The sequence below is a fragment of the Streptomyces sp. NPDC005863 genome (assembly GCF_042871345.1).
Lineage (GTDB): Bacteria > Actinomycetota > Actinomycetes > Streptomycetales > Streptomycetaceae > Streptomyces.
Genome location: NZ_JBIAII010000001.1, coordinates 224966 through 248515, shown reverse-complemented (window position 1 = coordinate 248515; position 23550 = coordinate 224966). Strand labels below are relative to the sequence as shown.

The window sequence follows — 23550 nt, the reverse complement described above, 5'->3', positions numbered from 1 at the left end:
CCTGGGCGCCGGGTCGGATCCGCGAACTACCACGTCGTGGATAGCAACGATGTAGGGACTGTGCCGGAGCTTGGCGGCGTTGCTGGGCCCGGATCACGCGCTTGGGATGTTCCTGATCGGATCCCAGCTGCGGCAGCCTTACCTTCTTGACCGCCACGTCCACATCCAGGACGTCGTCGTGAGCCAGCCACGCTCGTCCGAAGCCGCTGCTCCCGAGCTCCTGGAGAAGCCGATACCGGTTGTTGAGGATGCGCTCTGAGTCTTCGCCAGTTACCAAAGCCCGTCGCATGCACGTGAGTTCGCCTCTCGGGAACCCTGAAACGGCCCCGAGTAGAGCGTGGGGATCGGCACCCCGAGGATCAACGAAAGACCATTGAAGATCCCTGAAGCGACACATACCGAACACCTCAACACTGAGCGACTGTGACACGAGACGCGGAACAACGAGCTGAGCACCAGAGTGGCTAACTGAGATGAGCAGTGGCCAACTAGCGTTCCACAACAGGTGTGCGTAGGTCGCTCGGGCCGGGCCCCGAGGCGCCCCCAGGGAGGGCGCCTCGGGGCCCGTTTCGCGTGGCTTGGCCTGCCCCGAGGTTCTGCCTACCCTCGGACAGGTCAGCCGATCGCCGAACGTGCGAAGGCGACCGTGGCGCCGAAGGCGGCTCCGCCGGCGAGCGCGGAGGTGGCCACCGGACTGCCGGCGGCGTTGGTGAGGTACCCCGCCGCCGCGGCGGCCTGCAGGCTGATCAGGAACACCACTGCGGAGCGGAGGCTCAGCAGCGGTTCTTGGGACCTGTTCCTCGCCATCAGTTTGCCCCCGGGATCTGGGCCTTGGCCCGGGCGACGATGTCGTCGCCCAGCCGCAGGAGCTTGCGCCGCACTCGCTCGCCCATGGCGACGTCCTGGCCGACCATGTGGGGTGCCTGGCGCCAGTTGATCGGGGCGTTCTCGGCCCAGACGCGCGCCACTCTCTGCTCGGGATCCTCCAGCCGCCCAGTCACATGGCGGACGTGACGGTTGTCGAAGCGCTCGGCCCAGGGCACCACTGTGGCGATGGCCAGGGCCTCCGGCCCCGGGGCGGGGGAGAGCAGGTCGATGCCCTCCTCCATGTGGCCGATCTTGTAACCCATGACCTGGTGATCGCCGTCCAGATCGTTGCCCTCCCGAGCACACTTCCGCAGAACGGCGCGCACCGCATCGGCGTCCTGGAGGTCGACCTGTTCCTCCCACTCCCGGAGGAACAGCGCCATGGCCAGGGCTTGGGCATGGTCCTCCGTGGGAGGTCGGAGACGAAGGTGGGTGTAGAGGAACGCGCGCATCGGTTCGTGGTCGCCGTGCAGGTAGGCATCCAGAGCAGCCCTTGCCAGCCAGACGATCGGTGCCCCAAGACGCTCGATCAGCCGGGTGATGGATCGCAGCGGCTCCAGCAATCCGTCCGGGAGCCCCCGCATGAGGCCGGTGAAGCCAGGCATGTCAAAGACACGGTTCCAGGCTGAAGCCATCGCGTCGCCGAGTGGGTTGAACTCGGGCCTCCTCTGGCGGAGGGATGCCAGGCCGCTGTCCAGGACTCCAGTCGAGGCCAGCCGGGCGGCGGTCGTGCCGAACAGCGACAGCTTCTCGAGCGCGGAGGAACCGAGGATCGACGCCGGGGACCGGCGGGCGAAGCTGCTCATGGCCTCGGCGAAGGTGTCCAGGGCCGTGAACTGCGTGCTCAGCCGGGCGATGCCGGTGTCGAACACGGACAGCTCTTTCAACCTGGAGGAGATACCGAACACCGGTGAGAAGTCGACGAGGTGACTGCCGGCCAGCTTCGCGAACCCGGCCGAGGCGATCGCGTCGCCGAACGGGTTGTACTCGGGCAGCTTCAGACCGAGCGAGACGAGGCCGTTGCCCATCGCGCCGGTCTTGGCCAGCCGGGTGGTGGGCGTGTCGATGACGGACAGCTTTTCCAGCGCGGCGGAGGCGATGCTGACCGTTGGTGGGCGGAAAGCCAGTTGCTTACCGACCGTCTCAGCGAGCTGACCGCTGACGGGCTTTGCGGTGCCCATGGACGCGAGTGCAGATCCCGCAGCGGCGAACTTGAGCGCCGGTGACATGTCAGCCAGCACCTTTCCCAGGCTGGGGGAGGTAGGAACGGCCTTTAGGAGGGGGAACAGCGTGGCCACTTGGCCTCCTTGGATCGGAAGTGCTTCTACTTCCTGGTGGCGGGAGCAGGCCGTTACGGCAAAAAAATCTTCATCGCCCTAGTGTGATCTGCATCACTGCCATGCTGCTCATCCTGCGGATCTCGGCGTTCCCGTCTCCAGGGTAATGGTGGTCCCTGACAGTGGTGGTGCCCGCAGATCCCGATGAGCGTGCACCGGAGGTCGAACCGCTGCGGCTGGTCAGTCTTGGCCAACCGGGGCTGCGTCTGCGATGCGGAGGATCTCGGCGGCTTCGCTAAGAAACTCGCGGCCTTGTTCCGTGGGTGCGCGCGGCTTGGCGGAACGGTCGATGATGAGGAATCCGACGGCGTTTTCAACCTTGTTGAGGCGTTGCCTGAGGGCGCTGCTGCGTCCGTCGTAGAAGTCGTAGAAGGTGCGGGCTGCTGCGGCGAAGCTCGTCTGGCCGGGGATGCTCATGACGAACCGCAGCCGGTCGAGGGCATATCGGCTCATGGTGACTACCTGCATGATGGGTGATGGGTGATGGGGGAGGTCGAGGTCGGTGATGTCGTTGTGGTGGGAGCCGCCGGGGCGGATCGGGATGTCCCAGCTCCGCGCGAGGAAGATGATGTGGTCGAGGGTGATGCCGCGCTGGCGGGCCAGTGCGGTGAGGTTGTTGCGGTTGACGATGTACTCGTTGTGCAGTCAGTCGCGGGTGATGTCAGGGTAGGGAGGGTGTGTGCGGCGACACCGACTCACCGGACAACGGCCGGGACAGTTCCGTCGCCAGCCGCCCAGACCACAACAGCGCCGTCAGCGCCGGTCTTGCCTGTTCAGCAGGTCATTCCTCGGCCACTCGGCGTTCTGCCAGGGCTAGTTCCTCGCCGTCCAGGACCTGCTGCCACGCCCGCTCCACCGCGTCCTTGGGCACCACGCCGGGGCGCCGGTAGCCGGCCAGGAACCGAATGTTCTCCAGCAGCACACGATCGGCTCCGGACCAGACTTCGTAGCCCCAACCGTGCTGCCGAAACAGCTCACCCGGCCACTCCAGAGCTTCCGCGATCTTCGCATTCAACAGACGGTCCGCCGGTTTGACGTTGACCACCCGCGCCGTCCCTGAACGCATGACCAGCAGAAAGTCCGGCACATGGTGCTGCACTCGGTCACCGACCCGAGCCGCCAACCGGCACGGCTGAGCGAAGATTCCCCGTACCTCAGGATCAAAGTCCGCCAGCAGCAGTCGGGCCAGCTCCATACGGCTCTCATAGACCACGTGCCCGCCTGCCGTCGTGGACGCATACTTCCCCGAGTAGTGGGCCATCCCTCGTACCGACCGGACATCCCGCCACGGCTTCGACTCCGAGAAGTCCGCCAACCGCAGCTGCCGCACCGGCACTTCACGCACCGAAACGTCCTCGTACCGGATCGACGCCATGGGTACCTTGCGGATACGTTGGGCGCCGCCCGCGCTCCGTAATGCCATGCTGGGACGCTACGGAGGTTGGCCGACGCACTCGGAGAAGATCAGAAGAACCCGGACAAGGACCGACTGAACGTAGTCGTTGTCAACGTGATCCTGGATTTGCTAATCCACTGCTAACGAGCTGCCTTCGCTGCTAACGAAGTCGCGGATCATGCAACCGCCTTACAGCCGCGACGACTTCAGCACCATGTGCAGGAGCAGCCGGTCCTCGCCGTCGTCCAGGTCCAGGCCGGTGAGCTGCTCCACGCGTGAGAGGCGGTAGTAGAGGGTCTGGCGGTGGATGCCCAGCTCCGCCGCCGCGCGGCCCGCCTGGCCCGCGCAATCGAGGAACACCTCGGCGGTGCGCGCCAGTTCACGGTGGGAGGGGCCCAGGAGCTGCCGGGCCACCGGGTCGTGCGCCGCCTCCGGGGGCAGCGCGGTCAGCAGGCGGTAGGGCCCCACGTCCGACCACTGCGCCACCGGCGCGAACCGCCGCTCCGCCAGCGCCGCGCGCGCCGCCCCCGACGCCTCCCACCACGCCGCCCCCAGCTCCTCCAGGCCGTGCCGGGCCCCCGCGATGCCCGCCGCGGCGCCCGGCGCCGCGTCGAGGAGGCGGGACGCCGCCGTGTGCGCGGGGGAGAGCGCGTCGGCCGAGCGCAGCCGGACCAGGGCCGCGAGCGACTGCGCGGTCGTGCCCCAGGGCACCGTGCACACCGCCGCCGCGCCCGGCACCGTACGGGCGGCGGGGGCGTCGTCCGGGTCCGCCGAGCGCCACGGCGCCACGCACACCACCGCGTGCAGGCCGTCGCCGCGCGCGCCGAGCGCCGTGCGCAGGGCGGCCACCGCCATGTCCCGCTGCCAGCCCCGCTCGGCCGTCAGGACCGCCCGGAACTCCCGGGTCAGATCGGCGCCCGCCTGCGCCTCGTCGGCCAGCAGCGCGCCGATCCGGGTGGCCACCTCCATGGCGGCGGTCAGCTGCTGCTCGCTCGGGCCGGGATCGTCGTCGAGCAGCCACACGTATCCGAGGGCGAACCCCCGATGGCGTACGGGCAGACAGACGCGCCCCCGGTAGACGCCCGCCTCCGGGGTGGGCGGGATGCGGACGGGCGTCGTCGCACGGGTGATGCCGAAGCTCTCGAACCAGGAGCGGACCTCGGCCGTGGACCGGCGGGTCAGGATCGAACGGGTCCTGACCGGGTCCAGGGCGGTCGCGTCGAAGCCGCTGTCCCCGTCGCCGCCGCCGTCGTGCGCGCCGAACGCGATCAGCTCGAAATCGCGGTTCTCCAGGGTCGCCGGGGCGCCGAGGAGCGCCGAGATCTCGTCGACCAGTTCTTGGTAGTCACCCTTCACCACCCCATTCTCCCGCAGCCCACGGCTTCCTTCAGACATCTGTCTGAGATCCAGGGCACGGATGCGTGACAGGTGTCGATGGCTCGCGACGGGCGTGATCCCTAGATTTCACGGTGGTTCTCCGTGCCGTACCGCCGCATTTCCCCCCGAGAGGGGCTATGCCGGTAAGGCACCCGTTTTCGTACACCCGTGGAGGTGCCCCGTGCTGGGTCCCGTGATTCTCGCCGCGTCACGCAGCGACAAGATGCGCCGTTTCGTCTCGGCGGCTCCCGGCACCAAGCAGGTCGTGGCCCGGTTCATCGCCGGTGAGAGCGTCGACCAGGTCGTCCCGATCATCGCCGACGCCGCCGACAAGGGCCTGGAGGTCACCCTCGACGTCGTGGGTGAGGACATCACCACCGTCGAGCAGTCGCACGACGCCCGCGACGCCTACCTGGCGCTCATCGACCGCCTGAAGGACCTCGGCCTCGGCACCAGGGCCGAGATGTCGGTGAAGTTGTCCATGTTCGGCCAAGCGCTGGAGAACGGCCACGAGCTGGCGCTCGCCAATGTGCGCCCCGTCGTCGAGGCCGCCGCCGCCATCGGCACCACGGTCACCCTGGACGCCGAGGACCACACCACCCTCGACTCGATGTTCGCCATCCACGACGAGCTGCGGAAGGACTTCCCGCAGACCGGCTGCGTCATCCAGGCCTACCTCTTCCGCACCGAGGCCGACGCCCGCCGCCTTGCCGAGAACGGCAGTCGCGTGCGTATCGTGAAGGGGGCCTACAAGGAGCCCGCCGAGGTCGCGTACCAGGACAAGGCCGAGATCGACAAGGCGTACGTCCGTATCCTGCGCATCCTCATGGAGGGCGAGGGCTACCCGATGATCGGGTCCCACGACCCGCGCCTCATCGCCATCGCCCAGGAGCTCGCCCGCCGCGCCGGGCGCAAACTGGACGAGTACGAATTCCAGATGCTGTACGGCATCCGCAGCGACGAGCACCTGCGGCTCGCCGCCGAAGGCCACCGGATGCGCGTGTACACCGCCTACGGCACCGACTGGTACGGCTACTTCATGCGCCGTCTCGCGGAGAAGCCGGCGAACCTCCTCTTCTTCGGCCGCTCCATCCTCACCAAGGGCTGAGCTCCCTTCCCCCGACCCCCCTTAAGGAGATACGGAACTCATGGACGCTGTGACCCAGGTCCCCGCGCCGGTCAACGAGCCGGTGCACGGCTACGCGCCCGGCTCCCCGGAGCGCGCCCGCCTCGAGACCAAGCTCAAGGAGCTGGCCGAGAACCCGATCGAGCTGCCGATGACCATCGGCGGCGTCAAGCGCCTCGGGGGCGGCGAGCCCTTCCAGGTCGTGCAGCCGCACAACCACAAGTCCGTCATCGGCACCGGCCGCGGCGCCACCCGGCAGGACGCCCAGGACGCGATCGACGCCGCCCTGGCCGCCGCCCCCGCGTGGCGCGCCATGTCGTTCGACGACCGCGCGGCGATCATCCTGCGCGCCGCCGAGCTGCTCTCCACCACGTGGCGCGAGACCCTGGCCGCCTCCACGATGCTCGGCCAGTCCAAGACCGTCCAGCAGGCCGAGATCGACACCCCGTGCGAGCTCGTCGACTTCTGGCGCTTCAACGTCAAGTACGCCCGTGACCTGCTCGCCGAGCAGCCCCCGGCCAACGCCACCGGCGTCTGGAACCGCCTGGACCACCGCCCGCTCGAGGGCTTCGTCTACGCGATCACGCCGTTCAACTTCACCGCCATCGCGGGCAACCTCCCCACCGCCCCCGCCCTGATGGGCAACGTGGTCGTGTGGAAGCCGTCCCCGACGCAGACCCACGCCGCCGTGCTGCTCATGCAGCTCCTGGAGGAGGCCGGTCTGCCCAAGGGTGTCATCAACCTCGTCACGGGTGACGGCATCGCCGTCTCCGAGGTCGCCCTGACCCACCGCGACCTGGCCGGCATCCACTTCACCGGCTCCACCCCGACCTTCCAGCACCTGTGGAAGACGGTCGGCGAGAACATCAAGAAGTACCGCACCTACCCCCGCCTCGTCGGCGAGACGGGCGGCAAGGACTTCGTCGTCGCGCACCCGAGCGCCGACCGCGCGATCCTGAAGACCGCGCTGACCCGCGGCTCCTTCGAGTTCCAGGGCCAGAAGTGCTCCGCCAGCTCGCGCGCCTACGTCCCGGCGTCCATCTGGAACGACGGGTTCAAGGAGGAGTTCGCGGCCGAGGTCGACGGCATCAAGATGGGTGACGTCACCGACCTGTCGAACTTCATCGGCGCCGTCATCGACGAGCGCGCGTTCGCCAAGAACAAGGCGGCCATCGACCGCGCCAAGTCCGACGACACCTGCACGATCGTCGCCGGCGGCACGTATGACGACTCCGTCGGCTACTTCGTGCGCCCGACCGTCGTCGAGTGCACCGACCCGGCCAACGAGGTCTTCACCACCGAGTACTTCGGCCCGTTCCTGGCGGTCCACGTCTACGACGACGAGAAGTACGACGAGATGCTGGCCCAGATGGAGTCGGCCTCCGACTACGCGCTCACCGGCTCGGTCATCGCGAACGACCGCGCCGCCGCCGCGTACACGATGGAGAAGCTCCGCTACGCCGCGGGCAACTTCTACATCAACGACAAGTCGACCGGCGCCGTCGTCGGCCAGCAGCCCTTCGGCGGCGGCCGCGGCTCCGGCACCAACGACAAGGCCGGCGCCCCGCAGAACCTGCAGCGCTGGACGCTGACCCGCGCCATCAAGGAGACGCTGGTCCCGCCGACCGAGTACGGCTACCCGCACATGGGCTGACGCCCGCCCCGGGCCCCTGCGGCCCGCCCCTGAACCCCGCCTCCGACCTGGGCCCCACCCCGGTCGGAGGCGGTGTCGTCTCCGGGGTCCGTCTTCGGGGTCAGGTCAGCGCGTCCACGACGATCCGGGTCATGTCCTCGGCGATCCGGTCCTCGCCGGGGGTGTCCGGGTCGAGGCGGGTCGTGTAGACGGAGATCACCAGCGGTGCACCCTTGGGCGGCCAGGCCACCGCGACGTCGTTGACGCCGCCGTACGCGGGCGAGCCGGTCTTGTCGCCGACCCGCCAGCCCTTCGGGAGCCCGGCGCGGATCCGCTTGTCGCCGGTGGTGTTCTCCACCAGCCAGCGGGTCAACTGGCCGCGGTCGAGCGGGTGGAGGGCGTCGCCGACGACGAGCTTGCGCAGGTTCGCCGTCATCGCGGCGGGCGTGGTCGTGTCGCGGCGGTCGCCGGGGATGTTGCTGTTGAGGTCGGTCTCCCACCGGTCGAGGCGGGTGCGGGCATCGCCGAGCGAGCGCGCGAAGTCCGTGATGCCGGACGGGCCGCCGATCCGCCGCATCACCAGGTTGGCGGCGCTGTTGTCGCTGTACGTGATGGCCGCGTCGCACAACTCCCGTACGGTCATGCCGGTCGCGAGGTGCAGCTCGGTGCGCGGCGAGTAGTCGACGAGGTCGTCGCGTCCGTACCGGACCAGGACGTCGAGCAGGCCCGGCTCCTGCTCGCGCGCCCTGCGCAGGGCGGCCGCGCCGGCCAGCACCTTGAACGTCGAGGCGAGCGCGAAGAGTTCGTGGGCGCGGTAGCCGACGGTGGCGCCGGTGCCGGTGTCGAGGGCGTGCACGCCGATGCGGCCCGGATAGCTCTTCTCCAGGTCGCGCAGGCGCCTGTGCACGTCGCGCGGGGTGGCGTCCGCGCCGGGGGCCGGTGCGCCCGCCGCGTGTGCGGCGCCGGCCACGGAGAGGAGGGCGGGGGCCGCGGCGGCGGCGCCCAGGAGCGTTCTGCGGGAGGGGGTCGAGGTCATGATCCCGACCGTACCGGGGGCGCCGCCGGGCGTGGCCTGTTCGGGGGCTGCGCTCAGACCTCCACGAGCACCTGGTCGAGGGACTTGCGTACGAGGTCGGGGACTTGGCAGTCCGGCGCCGGGTAGCCCACCGGGATCACCGCGAACGCCTTCTCGTTCTCCGGGCGGCCGAGCACCTCCCGCAGGAACCGCATCGGGCTCGGCGTGTGGATCAGCGCGGCCAGGCCGGACAGGTGCAGCGCGGAGAGCAGCATGCCCACCGCGATGCCGACCGACTCGTCGACGTAGTAGTGCTTGTGCTTGGTGCCGTCCTCGCCCAGCCAGTAGCGCTGCTGGAAGACGACGATCAGCGCGGGCGCGTCGGTGAGGTGCGGCTTCACCTCGTCCGTGCCGAGGGGGCGCAGGGCCGCGAGCCACTCCTCGCCGAGCCGGCCGTCGTAGGAGATCTGCTCCTCGTGCTCGGCGGCCTCCCGGATGCGGCGGCGTATCTCCGGGTCCTGGACGAGGACGAACGTCCAGGGTTGCTGGTGCGCGCCGGACGGAGCCGTCGCGGCACAGGCGATGGCGTCGCGGACCACCTGGGTGGGCACGGGGTCCGGGGCGAACTGGCGCACGGTCCGCCGTTCGTCCATCCGCTCCCGCAACTCGGCTGCCTGCGCGAGGGATCGGGTCTCCGGCATGCGTGCGGGCCGGTACGGGACGGAGCGGTAGGGCTCGCCGTGGATGGGGGTCCACGGTCGTTGCTGCGCGGTCTCAGACATGGTCGGATTCTGCGCCGGGAGGCGGCCCGAGCGCCATGGTGCAGACCAATTCCGGCCCCGCGTCGGCCGGAACGGCCCGGTCAGCTCCAGCCCGTCACGACGAGCGAGAGTCCGGCGGCGAAGCCGCCCGCGAGGAGCGTCAGATACAGCCCGTAGCGGCGCCGCAGCCGGTGCGCGAGGAACCCGAACGCCCCGAACGCGAGCCCCACGGTGAGGGTGCGGGAGCCCCGGGAGAGCGCCGAGCGGGCCAGCCAGGCGGACGGCGCGACATCGGCGCGGCCGGCCTCGCGTGCGTACACCTTGAAGGGGATGCCGTTCCACGGCTGGTGGCGGACGGCGGCCGCCGACTCGACGGAGAGCTCGTGCCGCACCTCCGAACGCATCCGGTCCGTGGTGAGCGGCTGCGGCAACTGCACGCCGCAGGCTGCCAGTTGGACGGCGAGGAGACCGCCGGCGAGGCTGCCCGCGAGCGCCGCGAGCGACAGCTTCAGGGCGCGGCGCGGGACCGCCGCACACGTCACGGCGAGGAACAGCTCCGGCATCAGCGGCCAGCTGAGCGCCTCCGCGCAGGCCCACGCGAAACCGAGCACGAGGCCCGCGCGGGACCCGGCGACCGCGGCGACCCGCTTGCGCGCGCGGGAGTCGGCGAGGGGTTCGCCGGCCGTACGGCGACGCAGCGCCGCCACCGCGTCGCGGGCCTCCTCGGGGGTGGCCGACGCGGGCAGCGGGGCGCCGACGGCGACCCGCACCAGGGCGGGGCGGAGCCTGCCGTGCTTGGGCAGCAGCCGGTCCGTGCCCGCGATGGCCACCGGGACGACCGGCACGCGCGCGTGCTCCGCGAGGACGAGGGCGCCGCGGTGGAAGGAGCCCAGTTCGCCGTCCCGCGCGCGGGTGCCTTCCGGGAAGAGGACCACGGCCCGGCCCGCCCGCAGGTCGGCGGCGCGGGACAGCAGGTCGTCCAGGCCGCCACCGGTGCGCCGCACCGGGAATCCCGCGGCAAGCCGGCTGCAGATCCGCCGTCGCCACGGCGAGGCGAACCAGTAGTCGGCGGCGGCGCCGATCGCGGGGGAGTGGCGGGCGTCCAGCGCGGCGAGCAGCGCCGCGGTGTCGGCGTGGGAGGAGTGGTTGGCGACGACCACGCACCCGCCGCGCGGAAGCCCGCCGCGCCGCTCCACGCCGCCGGTGAGGGTGAGCAGGGTCCACCACAGGGCGCGGCGGAGTGCGGCGGCGAGGGAGCGCCGGGGTGCGGAGACGGCCGCAACAGAGCCCGGCGGGACGGGACTTGACGTTTTCGTTCTCACAGCGTCACCACCATGGTCAGCAACAGCGCCACCAGCAGCGAGTCGATCCGGTCGAGGAGCCCGCCGAAACCCGGCAGCCAGCTGCCCGCGTCCTTCACGCCCGCCTCCCGCTTGACCATCGACTCCAGGAGGTCGCCGAGGACGCCGCCGACGAGGACCGTCGCCCACAGGGCGGGGGAGAACGCGCCGACGGCGACCAGCGCGGCGCCCGTCGCGACGGCGGCCCCGACGACCCCGGCCCAGGTCTTGCGGGGCGACAGGGGCGACAGCGCGCGGGACAACGGGCCCCGGCGGCCGAGCGCCGTGCCGCCGCACCACGCGCCCACGTCGCCGAACGCCACCGCGACGCCCACCGCCACGGCCGTGTCACCGAGCAGGACGAGGCCGCTCAGCGGCACCGGGATCCACAGGAGCCCGAAGAGCGTGCGGCACGCGCGCGTGAAGCCGGTCTCCGTGTCACCGGAGAGGAGCGCGACCGCGGCGGCGGCGACCAGGAGCAGGCAGGCCGCCCGAAGCCCGAGCGCGCCGGGCGCGGCCCAGGCGACACCGGGCACCGCCACGGCCGCCGCCCCGAGCACCGCGCGTTCGCCCCGGGGCAGCCCGGCCATGCGGGCGTACTCGCCGGCCGCGACCACCCCGAGCCCGGCCGCCAGCGCGAACGCCCCGGCCCGCCCCAGGAGGAACGCCCCGAGGAAGAGCGGCGCGGCCACGGCCCAGGTCCGCCACCGCTTGCGCAGCTCGCCCCGCATCCGTACCCGGGAGGGCAGCGCGGCGACGGCGACCCCGCCCGCGCCCAGCACGCCGGCCACCACGGGCAGGGCCCGCCCCGCCGCTTCCCCCGCGAGGACCGCGGCGCTCATCGCGCACCGCCCGGCGCCGCAGCATCGGCGGTCGGGCCCGCGCCCAACTCCCGCCACAGCCGCGCCAGTCGCAGGCACGCCGTCAGCGCGGAGCCCGCCGCGACCGTGACGAGGACCGGTGTGCACCAGCCCGACGCGGCCGCGAGCACGACCAGCGCGCAGCGCTCCGTCTTGCCGACCGGCCCGCCGTTCAGGCGCCCCGCGCCCGCCGCCGCGCCCGCGAGGGAGACCCAGGACGGCAGCGTCGCCGCCAGGCCCGCCGTCGCCACCAGCCACAGCGGGGCCAGGGGCAGGAAGCCCGCGAGGACCACCAAGTCGGCCGCCCGGTCGCCCAGTTCGTTGAGCAGCGCGCCCCTGCGGGTCGTGCGGCCCGTGTCCCGGGCCAGCGCACCGTCGAGGTTGGCGAAGGCGAGGCGGGCGGCGAGCAACACGGCGACCGGCGGCGCCGACCAGCCGAAGGGCAGCAGGGCCAGCGCGGCGGCGGCGCCCGCCGCGCAGACCACGCCCGCCAGCGTGAGGGCGTCCGGTGACACCTCGCGCCGGACGAGCGCGGCCCGCACGCCGGACAACTTCTCGGCGTACCAGGGCTTGAGAGCGTAGAGGCCGTTCATGGCACCGACTCTGCCGCTGTCCGGGCCCGGGCAAATCGGGGTGCGTACTCAGATGCGGGCTGAGTACGGTGAGGACGTGAACTCCTCGTACACCACCGTGAATCCCCTGCGCACCGCCCACACCAGCGAGCTGTCGCCGGCCGAACTGCGCGCCGCGCGCGCCCTGATGGACGAGGCCTTCGACGGGGACTTCGACGACCACGACTGGGAGCACGGCCTGGGCGGCATGCACGCCCTGATCCACGACGGGACCGGCACCCTCCTCGCACATGGCTCGGTGGTCCAGCGCCGGGTCCTGCACGCCGGCCGTTCCCGGCGCATCGGGTACGTCGAAGCGGTCGCCGTCCGCCCCGACCGGCAGCGGCAGGGGCTCGGCGGGCAGGTGATGGACGCCCTGGAGCGCGTCATCGACGGGGCGTACGAGCTGGGCGCGCTCTCCGCGTCCGACGCGGGGGTGCGGCTCTACCTCGGGCGCGGCTGGCGGCAGTGGGAGGGCGCGGTCGGCGCGCTCGGCCCCTCCGGTGTCGTCCACATGCCGGACGAGGAGCCGCCGTTCCTGTGGGGCGCGGACCTCGACCCGGCGCACGCGTTCCTCATCGACTGGCGGGACGGGGACGTCTACTGAGACGCCCGTCCCCCCTGCCCCGGGTGGTCTCCGTCTCAGATAGTAGGAAGTCCGAGTAATCGTGGAGACAGACGCTCCGTCCTCCCTTAGCTTGGTAGAGCCGAACGTCTCGCTCGATCAAGCGAATGGCGGTCGTGAGCCGGAGCCTCACGCAGGCGAACCCTGCCGCTCCGTTGCTCCCCGCCTCGTTGGGGGTGCCCCCACGCCGCACGCAGTGGGTGGGGGAGTCTCGAAAAGCACCCTTCCCTCAAGGAGTGGACTTCCCATGGCCGAGACGACCGCCCGCCGAGTCCGTCACGTCTCCCGTACCACCGATTCCGAGCGCAAGAACGCCGCCGCCGCCCTCCAGCGCGCCCTCGACCGCCGTGACAACGGCGGCGAGACGGGTCACTGATCCGCGCGTACGACCTCGAAGTGGTCGATGCGCTCGCCGTTCTCGGCGAGCGCGGAGACCGAGAGTTTCGGGTGCGCCCCGGCCGTCACCTCCACCGCGAGGAACGAGTAGCCGGTGTAGCGCACCCGTGACCACTCCACGGTCTCCGGGTCGGGCCGCCGGGACCTCGTCCAGCGGAAGGTCGCGACATGGTCGCGATCGTGGACGTGGCCCTCGTAGCTGTCCTTCACCCCGGGGCCGAAGCCGTACAGGTCCTTGCCCGCGCCGCCCGCGGTGACGTACACGATGCCGTCGCGCGTCGGATCGGTCGACGCGCCGACCGGCACGGGCCTGCCGACCTCGCCGTCCCTGATGGCGTCGGTGCGTTCGTAGACGTGGTTGTGGCCGTTCACGACCAGGTCCACCTGGTAGCGCGTGAACAGCTCCAGCCACGCGTCGCGCACCCCGCCGTCGGAGGCGTGCGTCGACGTCGAGTACGCGCAGTGGTGGAAGAAGACCACCACGAAGTCGACGGCCGGGTCCGCGCGCAGCTCGCGCAGCCGCCGGCCGAGCCAGGCCGTCTGCCGTCCGTCGGTGTAGCCGCGGTTGGCGGGTATCTCGTACGAGACGTCGTTGGCGTCGAGCGCGACGACACCGACGTTCCCGTACCTGAAGGAGTAGACGCCCGGCGCGAGCCGCGGGTCGAAGCCGTTGTCGGGCAGCGACCAGCGGGCGTACTGCCCGCCGTACCCGTTCGGCGAGTACCACGCCTCCATGTCGTGGTTGCCGGTGGTCACCATCCACGGCACCTGCCGCGCCACCGACTCGGTCTGCGCGAGGAAGGTGTCCCACACCCGCGCGTCGTAGGTGTCGCTCTCCTTGCCGTGCCCGGTGGTGTCCGCGTAGCAGAGGTCGCCCGCGTGCAGATGGAAGGACGGGTTCTGGCCCAGGATCAACTGGTCGTTGGCGAGGGCGTGCGCGCCGACGCCCTGGTCGCCGAAGGCGGTGAAGACGAAGCTCTCCGGCCGCGCGGGCGCCGTCCTGAACGAGCCGACCGTGGCCGACCGCGCGGGCGACGCCGGGTCGAAGCCGTCGTGGCCGACGCCGTAGTAGTACGTGGTGCCGGGCGTGAGGCCGTCGAGCGCGGCGTGCAGGTAGTACTGCTCGACCGCCGGCAGCTTCTTCGACAGCGACGGCGTGTGCAGGTCGCGCACCTCCGCCTCGATCTTGTGGCCCAGCTCCCCGGGGTGCGTGCCCACCCGTACGTACGGCGAGCGCACCGCGAGCGGCGCCTGCCAGGAGATCCGCATCTGCGTCCTCGGGTCGGCGCCGAAGGCGAGATGCCGCCCGAAGGGGGCCACCAGCCGGCCGTCGACGCGCACCGCGGCGCGGGGCGCGGTGGACGACGACGCCGCGGAGGAGCCCGCGCCCCGCGCCGTGCCCGAACTGCCCGCGAGCAGCCCCGCGCCGCCCACCGCTCCGGCCGCCGCGAACGAACCGGCGAGCACCCTGCGGCGGGAGAGCCGCCCGCGCAGGTACGCGTGCTGCTCGGGCATGCTCATGCGGGCCGCGAGCCGCTCCGGAATGCCGACGTCGGGTGTGTCCATGCCGGGAAAGTTCCCAGGGAACCCCAACTCCGCGCCTACGCTCGGGTGAAGAGGGGGTGTCGGGGCGATGGCGGGTACGACAGCGGCGTCCACATGCCGGACGGCGCGTGTCATCCCGTGGGACGGCGAGTAGGCTGCCGGCATGTCGGCCAGTCGCAGCATCAATCTCGCAGTCATCCCCGGAGACGGCATCGGCCCAGAGGTCGTGGCCCAGGGGCTCAAGGTCCTGAGCGTCGTCCTTCCGCAGGACGTGAAGCTGGAGACGGAGGAATTCGACTTCGGCGCCAAGCGGTACCACGCCACGGGTGAGACCCTCACCGACGCCGACGCGGCCGCGCTCAAGCAGCACGACGCGATCCTCCTCGGCGCGATCGGCGACCCCTCGGTGCCGTCCGGCGTCCTGGAGCGCGGCTTCCTGCTGAAGCTCCGCTTCCTCTTCGACCACCACGTCAACCTGCGGCCGTCGAAGCTGCTCCCGGGTGTCGCGACCCCCCTCGCGGGACAGCCGGAGATCGACTTCGTCGTGGTGCGCGAGGGCACCGAAGGCCCGTACACGGGCAACGGCGGCACCATCCGCACCGGCACCCCGCACGAGGTCGCCACCGAGGTCTCGGTCAACACCGCCTTCGGTGTGGAGCGCGTGGTCCGCGACGCCTTCGCGCGCGCCCAGGCCCGCCCGCGCAAGAAGCTGACGCTGGTCCACAAGAACAACGTGCTGACCTACGCCGGACACCTCTGGACGAACACCTTCAACAAGGTGGCCGAGGAGTTCCCCGAGGTCACCACCGACTACATCCACGTCGACGCCGCGACGATCTACCTCGTCACCGACCCGGCCCGCTTCGACGTGATCGTCACCGACAACCTCTTCGGCGACATCGTCACCGACCTCGCCGCGGCCGTCTCCGGCGGCATCGGCGTCGCGGCCTCCGGGAACATCAACCCGAGCCGCGAGTTCCCGTCCATGTTCGAGCCGGTGCACGGCTCGGCGCCGGACATCGCCGGCCAGGGCAAGGCCGACCCCACGGCGACGGTCCTCTCCGTCGGCCTCCTGCTGCGCCACCTCGGGTACGAGGCGGAGGCCGTCCGCATCGAGGACGCGGTCGCCGCTGACCTCGCCGAGCGCGGCGACACCGTACGCAGCACCGAGCAGATCGGCGACGCGCTCGCCGTACGCGTGGCGGGCTGACCCGGCAGTTCGAACGTCAGACAGAAGCCGCCGGGTCCGCGCAAGACGCCCGGCGGCTTCTCGTATCCGCTCCCAGGTGTCACTATCGACCCTCGGGCCGCACCCACGCCGTTTCTCCTGCGGGACCCTCCGGGCGATAATCGAACGAGGGCCGTGACAGCAGCGGGGAAACTCGGACGTCCTAGTACTGGGCGTGCGGACGGGAGCGCGGTCCGTCACCATCACACGTGAAGGACGTAGGACTCATGACGACGACGCCGACCATCGAGCTGAAGCCCTCCTCGACACCGCTGGCCACCGCCGAGCGCGAGGCGGTCCTGGCGAACCCCGGGTTCGGCCGCCACTTCACCGATCACATGGTGACGATCAAGTGGACGGAGGGCCGCGGCTGGCACGACGGCCAGCTGGTGCCGTACGGCCCGCTGGCGCTCGACCCGGCGACGAACGTCCTGCACTACGCCCAGGAGATCTTCGAGGGCCTCAAGGCCTACCGGCAGCCCGACGGCACGGTGGCGACCTTCCGCCCCGACGCCAACGCCCGCCGCTTCCAGTCCTCCGCGCGCCGCCTCGCCATGCCGGAGCTGCCCGTCGAGACGTTCATCGAGGCGTGCGACCTGTTGGTCGGCCAGGACAAGGCGTGGGTCCCCGAGCACGGCAGCGAGGACTCCCTCTATCTGCGCCCCTTCATGATCGCCACCGAGGTCGGCCTGGGCGTGAAGCCCGCCAACGAGTACCTCTTCGTCGTCATCGCCTCGCCCGCGGGCGCCTACTTCCCCGGGGGCGTCAAGCCCGTCTCCATCTGGCTCTCCGAGGACCGCGTGCGCGCCGTCCCCGGCGGTGTGGGCGACGCCAAGACCGGCGGCAACTACGCCGCGTCGCTGCTCGCGCAGGCCGAGGCCGCCACGAAGGGCTGCGACCAGGTCGCCTACCTCGACGCCGTCGAGCACAAGTGGGTCGAGGAACTGGGCGGCATGAACCTGTACTTCGTGTACGGCGACAAGATCGTCACCCCCACCCTGACGGGCTCCCTGCTCGCGGGCGTCACCCGCGACTCGCTCCTGTCGGTCGCCCGTGACCTCGGGTACGAGTCGCAGGAGGGCCGCGTCTCCATCGAGCAGTGGAAGACCGACTCCGAGAACGGCACCCTCACCGAGGTCTTCGCCTGCGGCACCGCCGCGGTCATCACGCCCGTCGGCACGGTCAAGTGCAACGGCGGCGAGTGGCAGCAGAGCGGCGGCGAGCCGGGCGAGGTCACGATGAAGCTGCGGGAGACCCTGCTGGACATCCAGCGCGGAAAGGCGGAGGACCGGCACGGCTGGATGCACGATCTCGGCTGAGGGCTTGACCCCTTTGAGGGTGGCCCCGCGTCTTCGGCTCTGCCGGAGGTGCGGGGCCTTTTCCGTCTCCCGGCGGCTGCGGGTTCGCTGTGGCTGGGCGCGCGGTTCCCCGCGACCCTGAGGGGCGTCATTGTGCGGGGAGGGTGAGGCTTTGCGGGGCCGCTCGGCAGGCGGCTCGTAGGGCTGCCGTCAGCTCGTTCCGGGTGGGGGACGGGGAATCCGTCCAGGTCTCCAGGGCTCGGTGGAACGCCGCCACCAGTACGTCGATGGCCAGCCTGGGGCGCAGGTCGGGCGGGGCCGGCAGGGAGAAGCGGCGCGCCGCCAGATCGTGTGCCGCCCGGCTCGTCCGGTCGCAGAAGGCGAGCCCGTGCGCGTCCATGGACGGGGTGCGGGCGGCAAGGCGCCGGCTGAGCAGCACGCGATCGGTCCAGCCCTCCTCCGGCATGCGGTCGAGCGCGGCGAGCAAGGCGTCCCGCAGAACGTCGAACAACGGCTGACCGGCGGCCGGTTCGGCCGTGCCGAGCTCTTCGAGGAACGCCCCCCACAGGTCCTGGGTGGGCGCCATCGCCACGTCTTCCTTGCTGGTGAAGGTGCGGAAGAACGTCCGCTTGCTGATCTCCACCGCCTCGCACAGCGCGTCGAGCGTGACGCCGTCGAAGCCGTGCTCCGTGAACAGGTCGAGGGCGGTGTCGACGAGCGCCTGCCGCGTCCGCAGCTTCTTGCGCTCGCGCAGGGGCAGCCGTTCGGCGTCGGTACGCATGGCGAAAGTGTAGCCCGGAGGCGAATGCCCCTTGATGGCTTCTGCCACTCAGTGGCGCTATTGCCGATGCCGGGCGCCCACCCTGGGCTCCGGCACCCGTCACTCCCCCCTTCCGAGAGGCTCAACTGCCATGCGCGCTCTGCTGGTCGACCGTTCCGTCCCGGGTGGACTGCGTCTCGGTACGGCACCGGATCCCGAGCCGGGTCCGCACCAGGCCCTGGTCCGGGTGACGGCGACCTCCCTCAACCACGGCGAGGTGAAGTGGGGCATCGAGGGCTCCCCCGAGGGTTCGGTGCTCGGCTGGGACGCGGCGGGCGTGGTCGAGCGGGCCGCCGCCGACGGCTCGGGCCCCGCAGCCGGCACCCCGGTGGTGACCCTGGGGGAGGCCGGCGGCTGGGCGGAACTCCGCGCCGTGGACACCGACTTCATCGGTACGGTGCCCGAGGGCGCCGACCCCGGCGCGATCAGCACGGTCCCGGTCGCCGGTGCGAGCGCACTGCGGGCCCTCAACCGGATCGGCCCGCTGCTCGGCCGGCGCATCCTGGTCACCGGTGCCACGGGCGGCGTGGGCCGCTACGCGGTGCAGCTGGCACGGCTCGGCGGCGCGGAGGTCATCGCGGTGACACGGGATCCGGCAACTCGGGGCGCCGAACTCCGGCGGCTCGGCGCGCACGAGGTGATCGCCTCACCGACGGCCGCGGGCAAGCCGGTGGACGGCGTGGTCGACATGATAGGGGGCCGCCAACTGGTTGACGCCTTCGCCCAGTTGGCGCCCGGCGGCACACTGGTCTCCGTCGGCCACACGGACGGCGAGGAGGAACACTTCCCCTTCGGCGCGTTCTTCGGCGACCGCGCCCGCCACGACCGCACGATCGCCACGTTCTACCTCCTGGACTGCCCCGACCTGGGCCCCGACCTGACCTGGCTGGCCTCCCAGGTGGCCAACGGAACGCTCACCCCCGGCGAGGCATGGCGCGGCACATGGGAAAAAGCGCCAGAAGCAGCAGAAACCCTGCTGTCCCACCGCCTGCACGGCAAGGCAATCCTGGACATCACACCCTGACCCCACGCCCGCACCCGGGACGAGAGGCGACCACAGCCCGGCACCCGCGTACGAGACGCGAGGGGACGTGGGGGTATGTGCGCACGGAGCACCGAGCGCGCTGTAGCAATGTTGTTCGCGAGGCAGTGGCGCATAGTGATGGCGAGTACGCACATACCCCCGCGGCCCCGCACCCACAAACGCACCCAAGGCGCAGAACGCAAGCCCCCACTCAGGCCAGGTGATCCACCGAGGCCCCAACCGAAGCCGCGGACACCCCCTCCACGGCGGAGCCCCCCGCACCCACAGCCCCCCGGCCCCCCGCCGTCAGCGCCGCGTAGGCCACCCCGCCCACCACCCCCGACAACAGGAAGCTGCAGTCGACCCCGCCCGTCACACCGAGCAGCGGCCCCTCGTACGACGGCAGGGAGACCGCGAGCAGCCCGACCGCCGCACCCAGCGCCCAGGCCGCGGTCGCGCGGACGTTCCAGCCGGCGCGGTACCAGTAGACGCCGCCCCGGGAGCGGCGGTTGAAGACCTGGAGGGCCTCCGCGTCGTACTCCCCGCGACAGCGCACGAAGCCGATCAGGGTGATGACCGCCCACGGCGTGCCGATGGCGGTCAGGAGCAGCACGAACGACGTCATCGCGTCCTGCGCCTCCCAGGCGAAGTGCCCGACGAAGACGCACGCGGTGGCGACCCCGGCGACGGTGTACGTGGCGCGGGCGCGGGACGCACGCGGCAGGATCGCGTCGAGGTCGAGCCCCATCGAGTAGAGCATCAGACCCGCGTTGCCGACCGATCCGGCGGACGCGGCGAGCAGCAGTGGCACCAGGTACCAGCCGGGTGACGCGTGGACGAGCCCGCCCGCGTACTCCAGGGCGGCGCGGGCCGCGAACGCCGTGAACGTGCCGAAGAGCTGCGGGATCAGCAGCCCGGCGATCAGTCCGAGCCAGGCCGCGCCGAGCACCTTGCGGGAGCTGTGCCGGGCCGGCGAGACGTAGCGGGTGTAGTCGCCGAGCAGGGTGATGAAGGCGATCGGCCCGGAGAGACCCGCCGCGACCAGGGCGAGCAGCCACGTGGGCCAGAACGAGCCGAGCGCGTAGCCGCCCGCGCCGGGCAGCGCAGAGGTGGTGAAGTCGGGGGCGTAGGCGATGACGCCGAGGGTCAGCAGGGCCGTCATGCCGACGGCGAGGATGCGGGAGAGCCGCAGCAGCACCCGGTAGCCGTAGACGGCGCCGGCGACGGTGGCCGCGGCGAGCAGCGCGTAGATCACGGAGTAGGTGAGTCCGCCGGCCGGCAGGCCGAGCAGGCGGTGCAGCGTGTCCACCATCACGTCACCGCCGATCCAGATGGTCAGCGCGGTGTAGCCGAGCGAGAGCAACAGCCCCACGACCGAGCCGACCAGCCGGCCGCGCACCCCGAACTGGGCGCCGGAGGAGGTCGAGAGGTTCGTCCCGGTGCGCAGCGAGACGAGCGCGAGCGGCGCGGTGAGCGCCGTGCCGAGCACCGTACCGGCCACCACCGCGCCGACCGACTGCCACCAGCCGAGGCCGAACGACACCGGCAGCCAGCCGAAGATGATCACCCCCAGGCAGAGGTTGGAGCCGATGAGGATCGACACGAGATCGCGGGGACCGCTGGTGCGCTCCCCGTCCGGGATGGTGTCGACTCCGCGTTGTTCTATCGGCATGAGGGTGCCCCTGACGCTCGCTGGTCCCGATCGGTTGCTCCACGTGTCGCAGGTCGCACGTTAGAGCAGCGCTCAATGTGACGCCTAAAACCCCTGCACGTCAATGGTTCCCGCATGCGGATTTCGTAGTTAGAGTGTTGCTCTAAACGTGCAACAGGGAGGTACGGCGCGTGCGACTCACGCCCACCGAACGCGACCGGCTGCTGCTCTTCGGGGCCGCCGAGCTCGCCAGGTCGCGCAAGGCACGCGGCCTCAGACTGAACGTCCCCGAGACGACCGCGCTGATCGCCGACACCGTCTGCGAGGCCGCCCGCGACGGCGTCCGGCTCGCCGAGGCCATCGAGCGGGCCCGCGCCGTCCTCGGCCCCGACGACGTGCTGCCCGGCGTCGCGGACGTGGTGACCGAGGTGCACGTGGAGGCGGTCTTCGACGACGGCTCCCGCCTCGCGGTGGTGTCCGACCCGATCGGGGGCGCGGGCGACGGAGGCGGCGGCCTCGGCGACGAGGCGCCCGGCGCCCTGCTGCCCGGCCCGCAGCACGAGGACACCGCGGCCTCCGTGACGCTGACCGTGCGCAACACCGCGACCGTGCCCGTCTCGGTGACCTCGCACTTCCACTTCTTCGAGGCCAACCCGCGGCTCGACTTCGACCGCGCGGCGGCCTACGGGCTGCGCCTCGCCGTCCCCGCCGGATCCTCCGTCCGCTTCGGTCCCGGCGAGAGCGGCGAGGTCGGTCTCGTGCCGATCGGCGGCGCCCGGATCGCCATCGGCTTCGCCGGCCTGGTCGACGGCCCGCTGGACGCGCCGGGCGCCCGCGAGGAAGCCCTGCGCCGCGCCGCCGCCTGCGGCTACCTCGGCGTACCCGACACCACCGAGCAGGAGGCCGAACGATGAGCCGCCCCGGAGGCCACGCCGCGGAACCGCGCCGCCTCACCCCGTACGAGTACGCCGCCACGCACGGCCCCCGCGCCGGCGACCACGTCCGGCTCGGCGACTCCGGCCTGACCATCCGCGTCGAGGCGGACGCCCAGAAGTACGGCGACGAGTTCCTCGCCGGCTTCGGCAAGACCGCCCGCGACGGACTGCACCTGAAGGCCGCCGCCGTCCGCGACACCTGTGACGTCGTCATCAGCAACGTCGTCGTCATCGACGCCGTGCAGGGCATCCGCAAGGTGTCCATCGGCATCCGCGAGGGCCGCATCCACGCCATCGGGCGGGCGGGCAACCCCGACACCCTCGACGGCGTCGACGTCGTGGTCGGCACCGGCACGTCCATCGTGTCCGGCGAAGGGCTCATCGCCACCGCGGGCTCCGTGGACACCCACGTCCACCTGCTCTCGCCGCGCATCATGGAGGCCTCCCTCGCCTCCGGCGTGACCACCATCATCGGCCAGGAGTTCGGGCCCGTCTGGGGCGTCGGCGTCAACTCGCCCTGGGCGCTGCGCCACGCCTTCAACGCCTTCGACGCCTGGCCGGTCAACATCGGCTTCCTCGGCCGGGGTTCGTCCTCGCACGACGCGCCGCTGATCGAGGCGCTCGCCGAGGGCGGCGCCTCCGGCTTCAAGGTGCACGAGGACATGGGCGCGCACACCCGCGCCCTGGACACCGCGCTGCGCGTCGCCGAGGAGCACGACGTCCAAGTCGCCCTGCACAGCGACGGGTTGAACGAGTGCCTCTCCGTCGAGGACACCCTGAAGGTTCTGGACGGGCGCACCATCCACGCCTTCCACATCGAGGGCTGCGGCGGCGGTCACGTACCGAACGTCCTGAAGATGGCGGGCGTGCCGAACGTCATCGGCTCCTCCACCAACCCGACCTTGCCCTTCGGCCGGGACGCGGTCGCCGAGCACTACGGCATGATCGTCTCCGTCCACGACCTGAAGACCGACCTGCCGGGCGACGCCGCGATGGCCCGCGACCGCATCCGCGCCGGGACGATGGGCGCCGAGGACGTGCTGCACGACCTGGGCGCCATCGGCATCACCTCGTCCGACGCGCAGGGCATGGGCCGGGCCGGCGAGACCGTCCGGCGCACCTTCGCGATGGCCGGGAAGATGAAGGCCGAGCTCGGCCCGATGGAGGGCGACGGCGAGCACGACGACAACGCGCGCGTGCTGCGCTACATGGCCAAGCTGACCATCAACCCCGCCCTCGCGCACGGCCTCGCCCACGAGGTCGGCTCCCTGGAGGTCGGCAAGCTCGCCGACATCGTGCTGTGGCGCCCGCAGTACTTCGGCGCCAAGCCGCAGATGGTCCTCAAGTCGGGCTTTCCCGCCTACGGGGTCACCGGCGACCCGAACGCCGCGACCGACACCTGCGAACCCCTCGTCCTGGGCCCGCTGTTCGGGGCCCACGGCGCCGTGCCCGCCGACATCTCCGTGGCGTTCGTCGCGCAGGCCGCCCTCGACCAGGGCAACGACACGATGCCCACCCGCAGGCGCCGCGTCGCCGTCCGGGGCACCCGCGGCATCGGCCCCGCCGACCTGCGCCTGAACGCCCGTACCGGGGCCGTCGACGTGAACCAGCGCACCGGCCTCGTCACCCTCGACGGCGACCCGCTCCGCTCCGAGCCCGCCGAATCCGTCTCCCTCAACCGCCTCTACTTCCTTTAAGGGTGTAC

23 protein-coding genes are annotated in these 23550 nt (G+C 71.6%); 10 read left to right on the top strand and 13 right to left on the bottom strand.

The window, feature by feature from the left end:
- The first annotated feature begins 70 nt into the window (after positions 1-70).
- On the top strand, positions 71-259 hold the full coding sequence (locus tag ACFYO9_RS01070) for a hypothetical protein (RefSeq protein ID WP_358774029.1): 189 nt from the start codon (positions 71-73) through the stop codon (positions 257-259).
- A gap of 356 nt (positions 260-615) precedes the next feature.
- Here ACFYO9_RS01070 and ACFYO9_RS01065 read toward each other — a convergent pair whose 3' ends face one another.
- The 5 genes from ACFYO9_RS01065 to ACFYO9_RS01045 form a co-directional block, all read right to left on the bottom strand.
- Entirely contained in the window at positions 616-807 is a 192-nt protein-coding gene (locus ACFYO9_RS01065) for a hypothetical protein (RefSeq protein WP_358774027.1), read from the bottom strand.
- Positions 807-2165, bottom strand: coding sequence for a hypothetical protein (locus tag ACFYO9_RS01060; protein WP_358774026.1), 1359 nt, complete (start codon positions 2163-2165; stop codon positions 807-809). The genes ACFYO9_RS01065 and ACFYO9_RS01060 overlap by 1 nt, the downstream gene beginning before the upstream one ends.
- A gap of 219 nt (positions 2166-2384) precedes the next feature.
- Positions 2385-2657, bottom strand: coding sequence for a hypothetical protein (locus ACFYO9_RS01055; protein WP_358774024.1), 273 nt, complete (start codon positions 2655-2657; stop codon positions 2385-2387).
- Between the two features lie 328 nt (positions 2658-2985).
- Positions 2986-3627 (bottom strand): TnsA-like heteromeric transposase endonuclease subunit, encoded by a 642-nt coding sequence (locus ACFYO9_RS01050; protein WP_358774022.1) that lies wholly within the window; start codon positions 3625-3627, stop codon positions 2986-2988.
- Positions 3628-3789: 162 nt separating this feature from the next.
- Positions 3790-4995, bottom strand: a complete 1206-nt coding sequence (locus ACFYO9_RS01045) for a helix-turn-helix domain-containing protein (RefSeq protein ID WP_355811510.1) — start codon at positions 4993-4995, stop codon at positions 3790-3792.
- 163 nt (positions 4996-5158) lie between these two features.
- Here ACFYO9_RS01045 and ACFYO9_RS01040 point away from each other — a divergent pair, with 163 nt between their 5' ends.
- Together ACFYO9_RS01040 and pruA are read left to right on the top strand one after the other, a co-directional pair.
- Entirely contained in the window at positions 5159-6085 is a 927-nt protein-coding gene (locus tag ACFYO9_RS01040) for a proline dehydrogenase family protein (protein ID WP_358709432.1), read from the top strand.
- 40 nt (positions 6086-6125) lie between these two features.
- Complete coding sequence (pruA, locus tag ACFYO9_RS01035) at positions 6126-7757, top strand: L-glutamate gamma-semialdehyde dehydrogenase (RefSeq protein ID WP_358774020.1); 1632 nt, start codon at positions 6126-6128, stop codon at positions 7755-7757.
- A gap of 100 nt (positions 7758-7857) precedes the next feature.
- Here the strand turns inward: pruA and bla are convergent, their stop codons facing one another.
- The 5 genes from bla to ACFYO9_RS01010 form a co-directional block, all read right to left on the bottom strand.
- Positions 7858-8772, bottom strand: a complete 915-nt coding sequence (gene bla, locus ACFYO9_RS01030) for a class A beta-lactamase (protein WP_358774018.1) — start codon at positions 8770-8772, stop codon at positions 7858-7860.
- Between the two features lie 53 nt (positions 8773-8825).
- Positions 8826-9533, bottom strand: coding sequence for a nitroreductase family protein (locus ACFYO9_RS01025; protein WP_358774016.1), 708 nt, complete (start codon positions 9531-9533; stop codon positions 8826-8828).
- 80 nt (positions 9534-9613) lie between these two features.
- Complete coding sequence (locus tag ACFYO9_RS01020; RefSeq protein WP_358774014.1) at positions 9614-10834, bottom strand: lysophospholipid acyltransferase family protein; 1221 nt, start codon at positions 10832-10834, stop codon at positions 9614-9616.
- Entirely contained in the window at positions 10831-11694 is an 864-nt protein-coding gene (locus ACFYO9_RS01015) for a phosphatidate cytidylyltransferase (protein ID WP_358774013.1), read from the bottom strand. The genes ACFYO9_RS01020 and ACFYO9_RS01015 overlap by 4 nt, the downstream gene beginning before the upstream one ends.
- The gene (locus tag ACFYO9_RS01010) at positions 11691-12305 is read right to left on the bottom strand and encodes a CDP-alcohol phosphatidyltransferase family protein (RefSeq protein WP_358774011.1); all 615 of its coding nucleotides are present in this window, start codon (positions 12303-12305) and stop codon (positions 11691-11693) included. The genes ACFYO9_RS01015 and ACFYO9_RS01010 overlap by 4 nt, the downstream gene beginning before the upstream one ends.
- Before the next feature lie 76 nt (positions 12306-12381).
- Between ACFYO9_RS01010 and ACFYO9_RS01005 the strand changes: the two genes are divergently transcribed.
- Positions 12382-12930, top strand: a complete 549-nt coding sequence (locus tag ACFYO9_RS01005; protein WP_358774009.1) for a GNAT family N-acetyltransferase — start codon at positions 12382-12384, stop codon at positions 12928-12930.
- A 265-nt stretch (positions 12931-13195) separates the two neighbouring features.
- Entirely contained in the window at positions 13196-13324 is a 129-nt protein-coding gene (locus tag ACFYO9_RS01000) for a hypothetical protein (RefSeq protein ID WP_355811527.1), read from the top strand.
- Here the strand turns inward: ACFYO9_RS01000 and ACFYO9_RS00995 are convergent.
- Positions 13318-14910, bottom strand: a complete 1593-nt coding sequence (locus ACFYO9_RS00995; RefSeq protein ID WP_358774007.1) for a metallophosphoesterase family protein — start codon at positions 14908-14910, stop codon at positions 13318-13320. The two genes, ACFYO9_RS01000 and ACFYO9_RS00995, sit on opposite strands and share 7 nt — an antisense overlap.
- A gap of 142 nt (positions 14911-15052) precedes the next feature.
- Between ACFYO9_RS00995 and ACFYO9_RS00990 the strand changes: the two genes are divergently transcribed.
- Together ACFYO9_RS00990 and ACFYO9_RS00985 are read left to right on the top strand one after the other, a co-directional pair.
- Positions 15053-16099, top strand: a complete 1047-nt coding sequence (locus ACFYO9_RS00990) for a 3-isopropylmalate dehydrogenase (protein ID WP_355811533.1) — start codon at positions 15053-15055, stop codon at positions 16097-16099.
- A 245-nt stretch (positions 16100-16344) separates the two neighbouring features.
- Complete coding sequence (locus tag ACFYO9_RS00985) at positions 16345-17436, top strand: branched-chain amino acid aminotransferase (RefSeq protein ID WP_358709440.1); 1092 nt, start codon at positions 16345-16347, stop codon at positions 17434-17436.
- A gap of 127 nt (positions 17437-17563) precedes the next feature.
- Here ACFYO9_RS00985 and ACFYO9_RS00980 read toward each other — a convergent pair whose 3' ends face one another.
- A complete protein-coding gene (locus ACFYO9_RS00980; RefSeq protein WP_358774005.1) occupies positions 17564-18196 on the bottom strand; it encodes a TetR family transcriptional regulator in 633 nt (210 codons plus the stop codon).
- 130 nt (positions 18197-18326) lie between these two features.
- On the opposite strand from ACFYO9_RS00980, the gene ACFYO9_RS00975 reads away from it, so the two are divergent.
- Positions 18327-19259 (top strand): zinc-binding dehydrogenase, encoded by a 933-nt coding sequence (locus ACFYO9_RS00975; protein WP_358774003.1) that lies wholly within the window; start codon positions 18327-18329, stop codon positions 19257-19259.
- Positions 19260-19470: 211 nt separating this feature from the next.
- On the opposite strand, the gene ACFYO9_RS00970 is transcribed toward ACFYO9_RS00975, so the two are convergent.
- Positions 19471-20931 (bottom strand): cytosine permease, encoded by a 1461-nt coding sequence (locus tag ACFYO9_RS00970; protein ID WP_358774001.1) that lies wholly within the window; start codon positions 20929-20931, stop codon positions 19471-19473.
- A gap of 170 nt (positions 20932-21101) precedes the next feature.
- Between ACFYO9_RS00970 and ureA the strand changes: the two genes are divergently transcribed.
- Together ureA and ACFYO9_RS00960 are read left to right on the top strand one after the other, a co-directional pair.
- Complete coding sequence (gene ureA, locus ACFYO9_RS00965; RefSeq protein WP_358773999.1) at positions 21102-21824, top strand: urease subunit gamma; 723 nt, start codon at positions 21102-21104, stop codon at positions 21822-21824.
- Complete coding sequence (locus tag ACFYO9_RS00960) at positions 21821-23542, top strand: urease subunit alpha (RefSeq protein WP_355811549.1); 1722 nt, start codon at positions 21821-21823, stop codon at positions 23540-23542. Before ureA ends, ACFYO9_RS00960 begins: the two co-directional genes overlap by 4 nt.
- Positions 23543-23550: the final 8 nt, after the last annotated feature.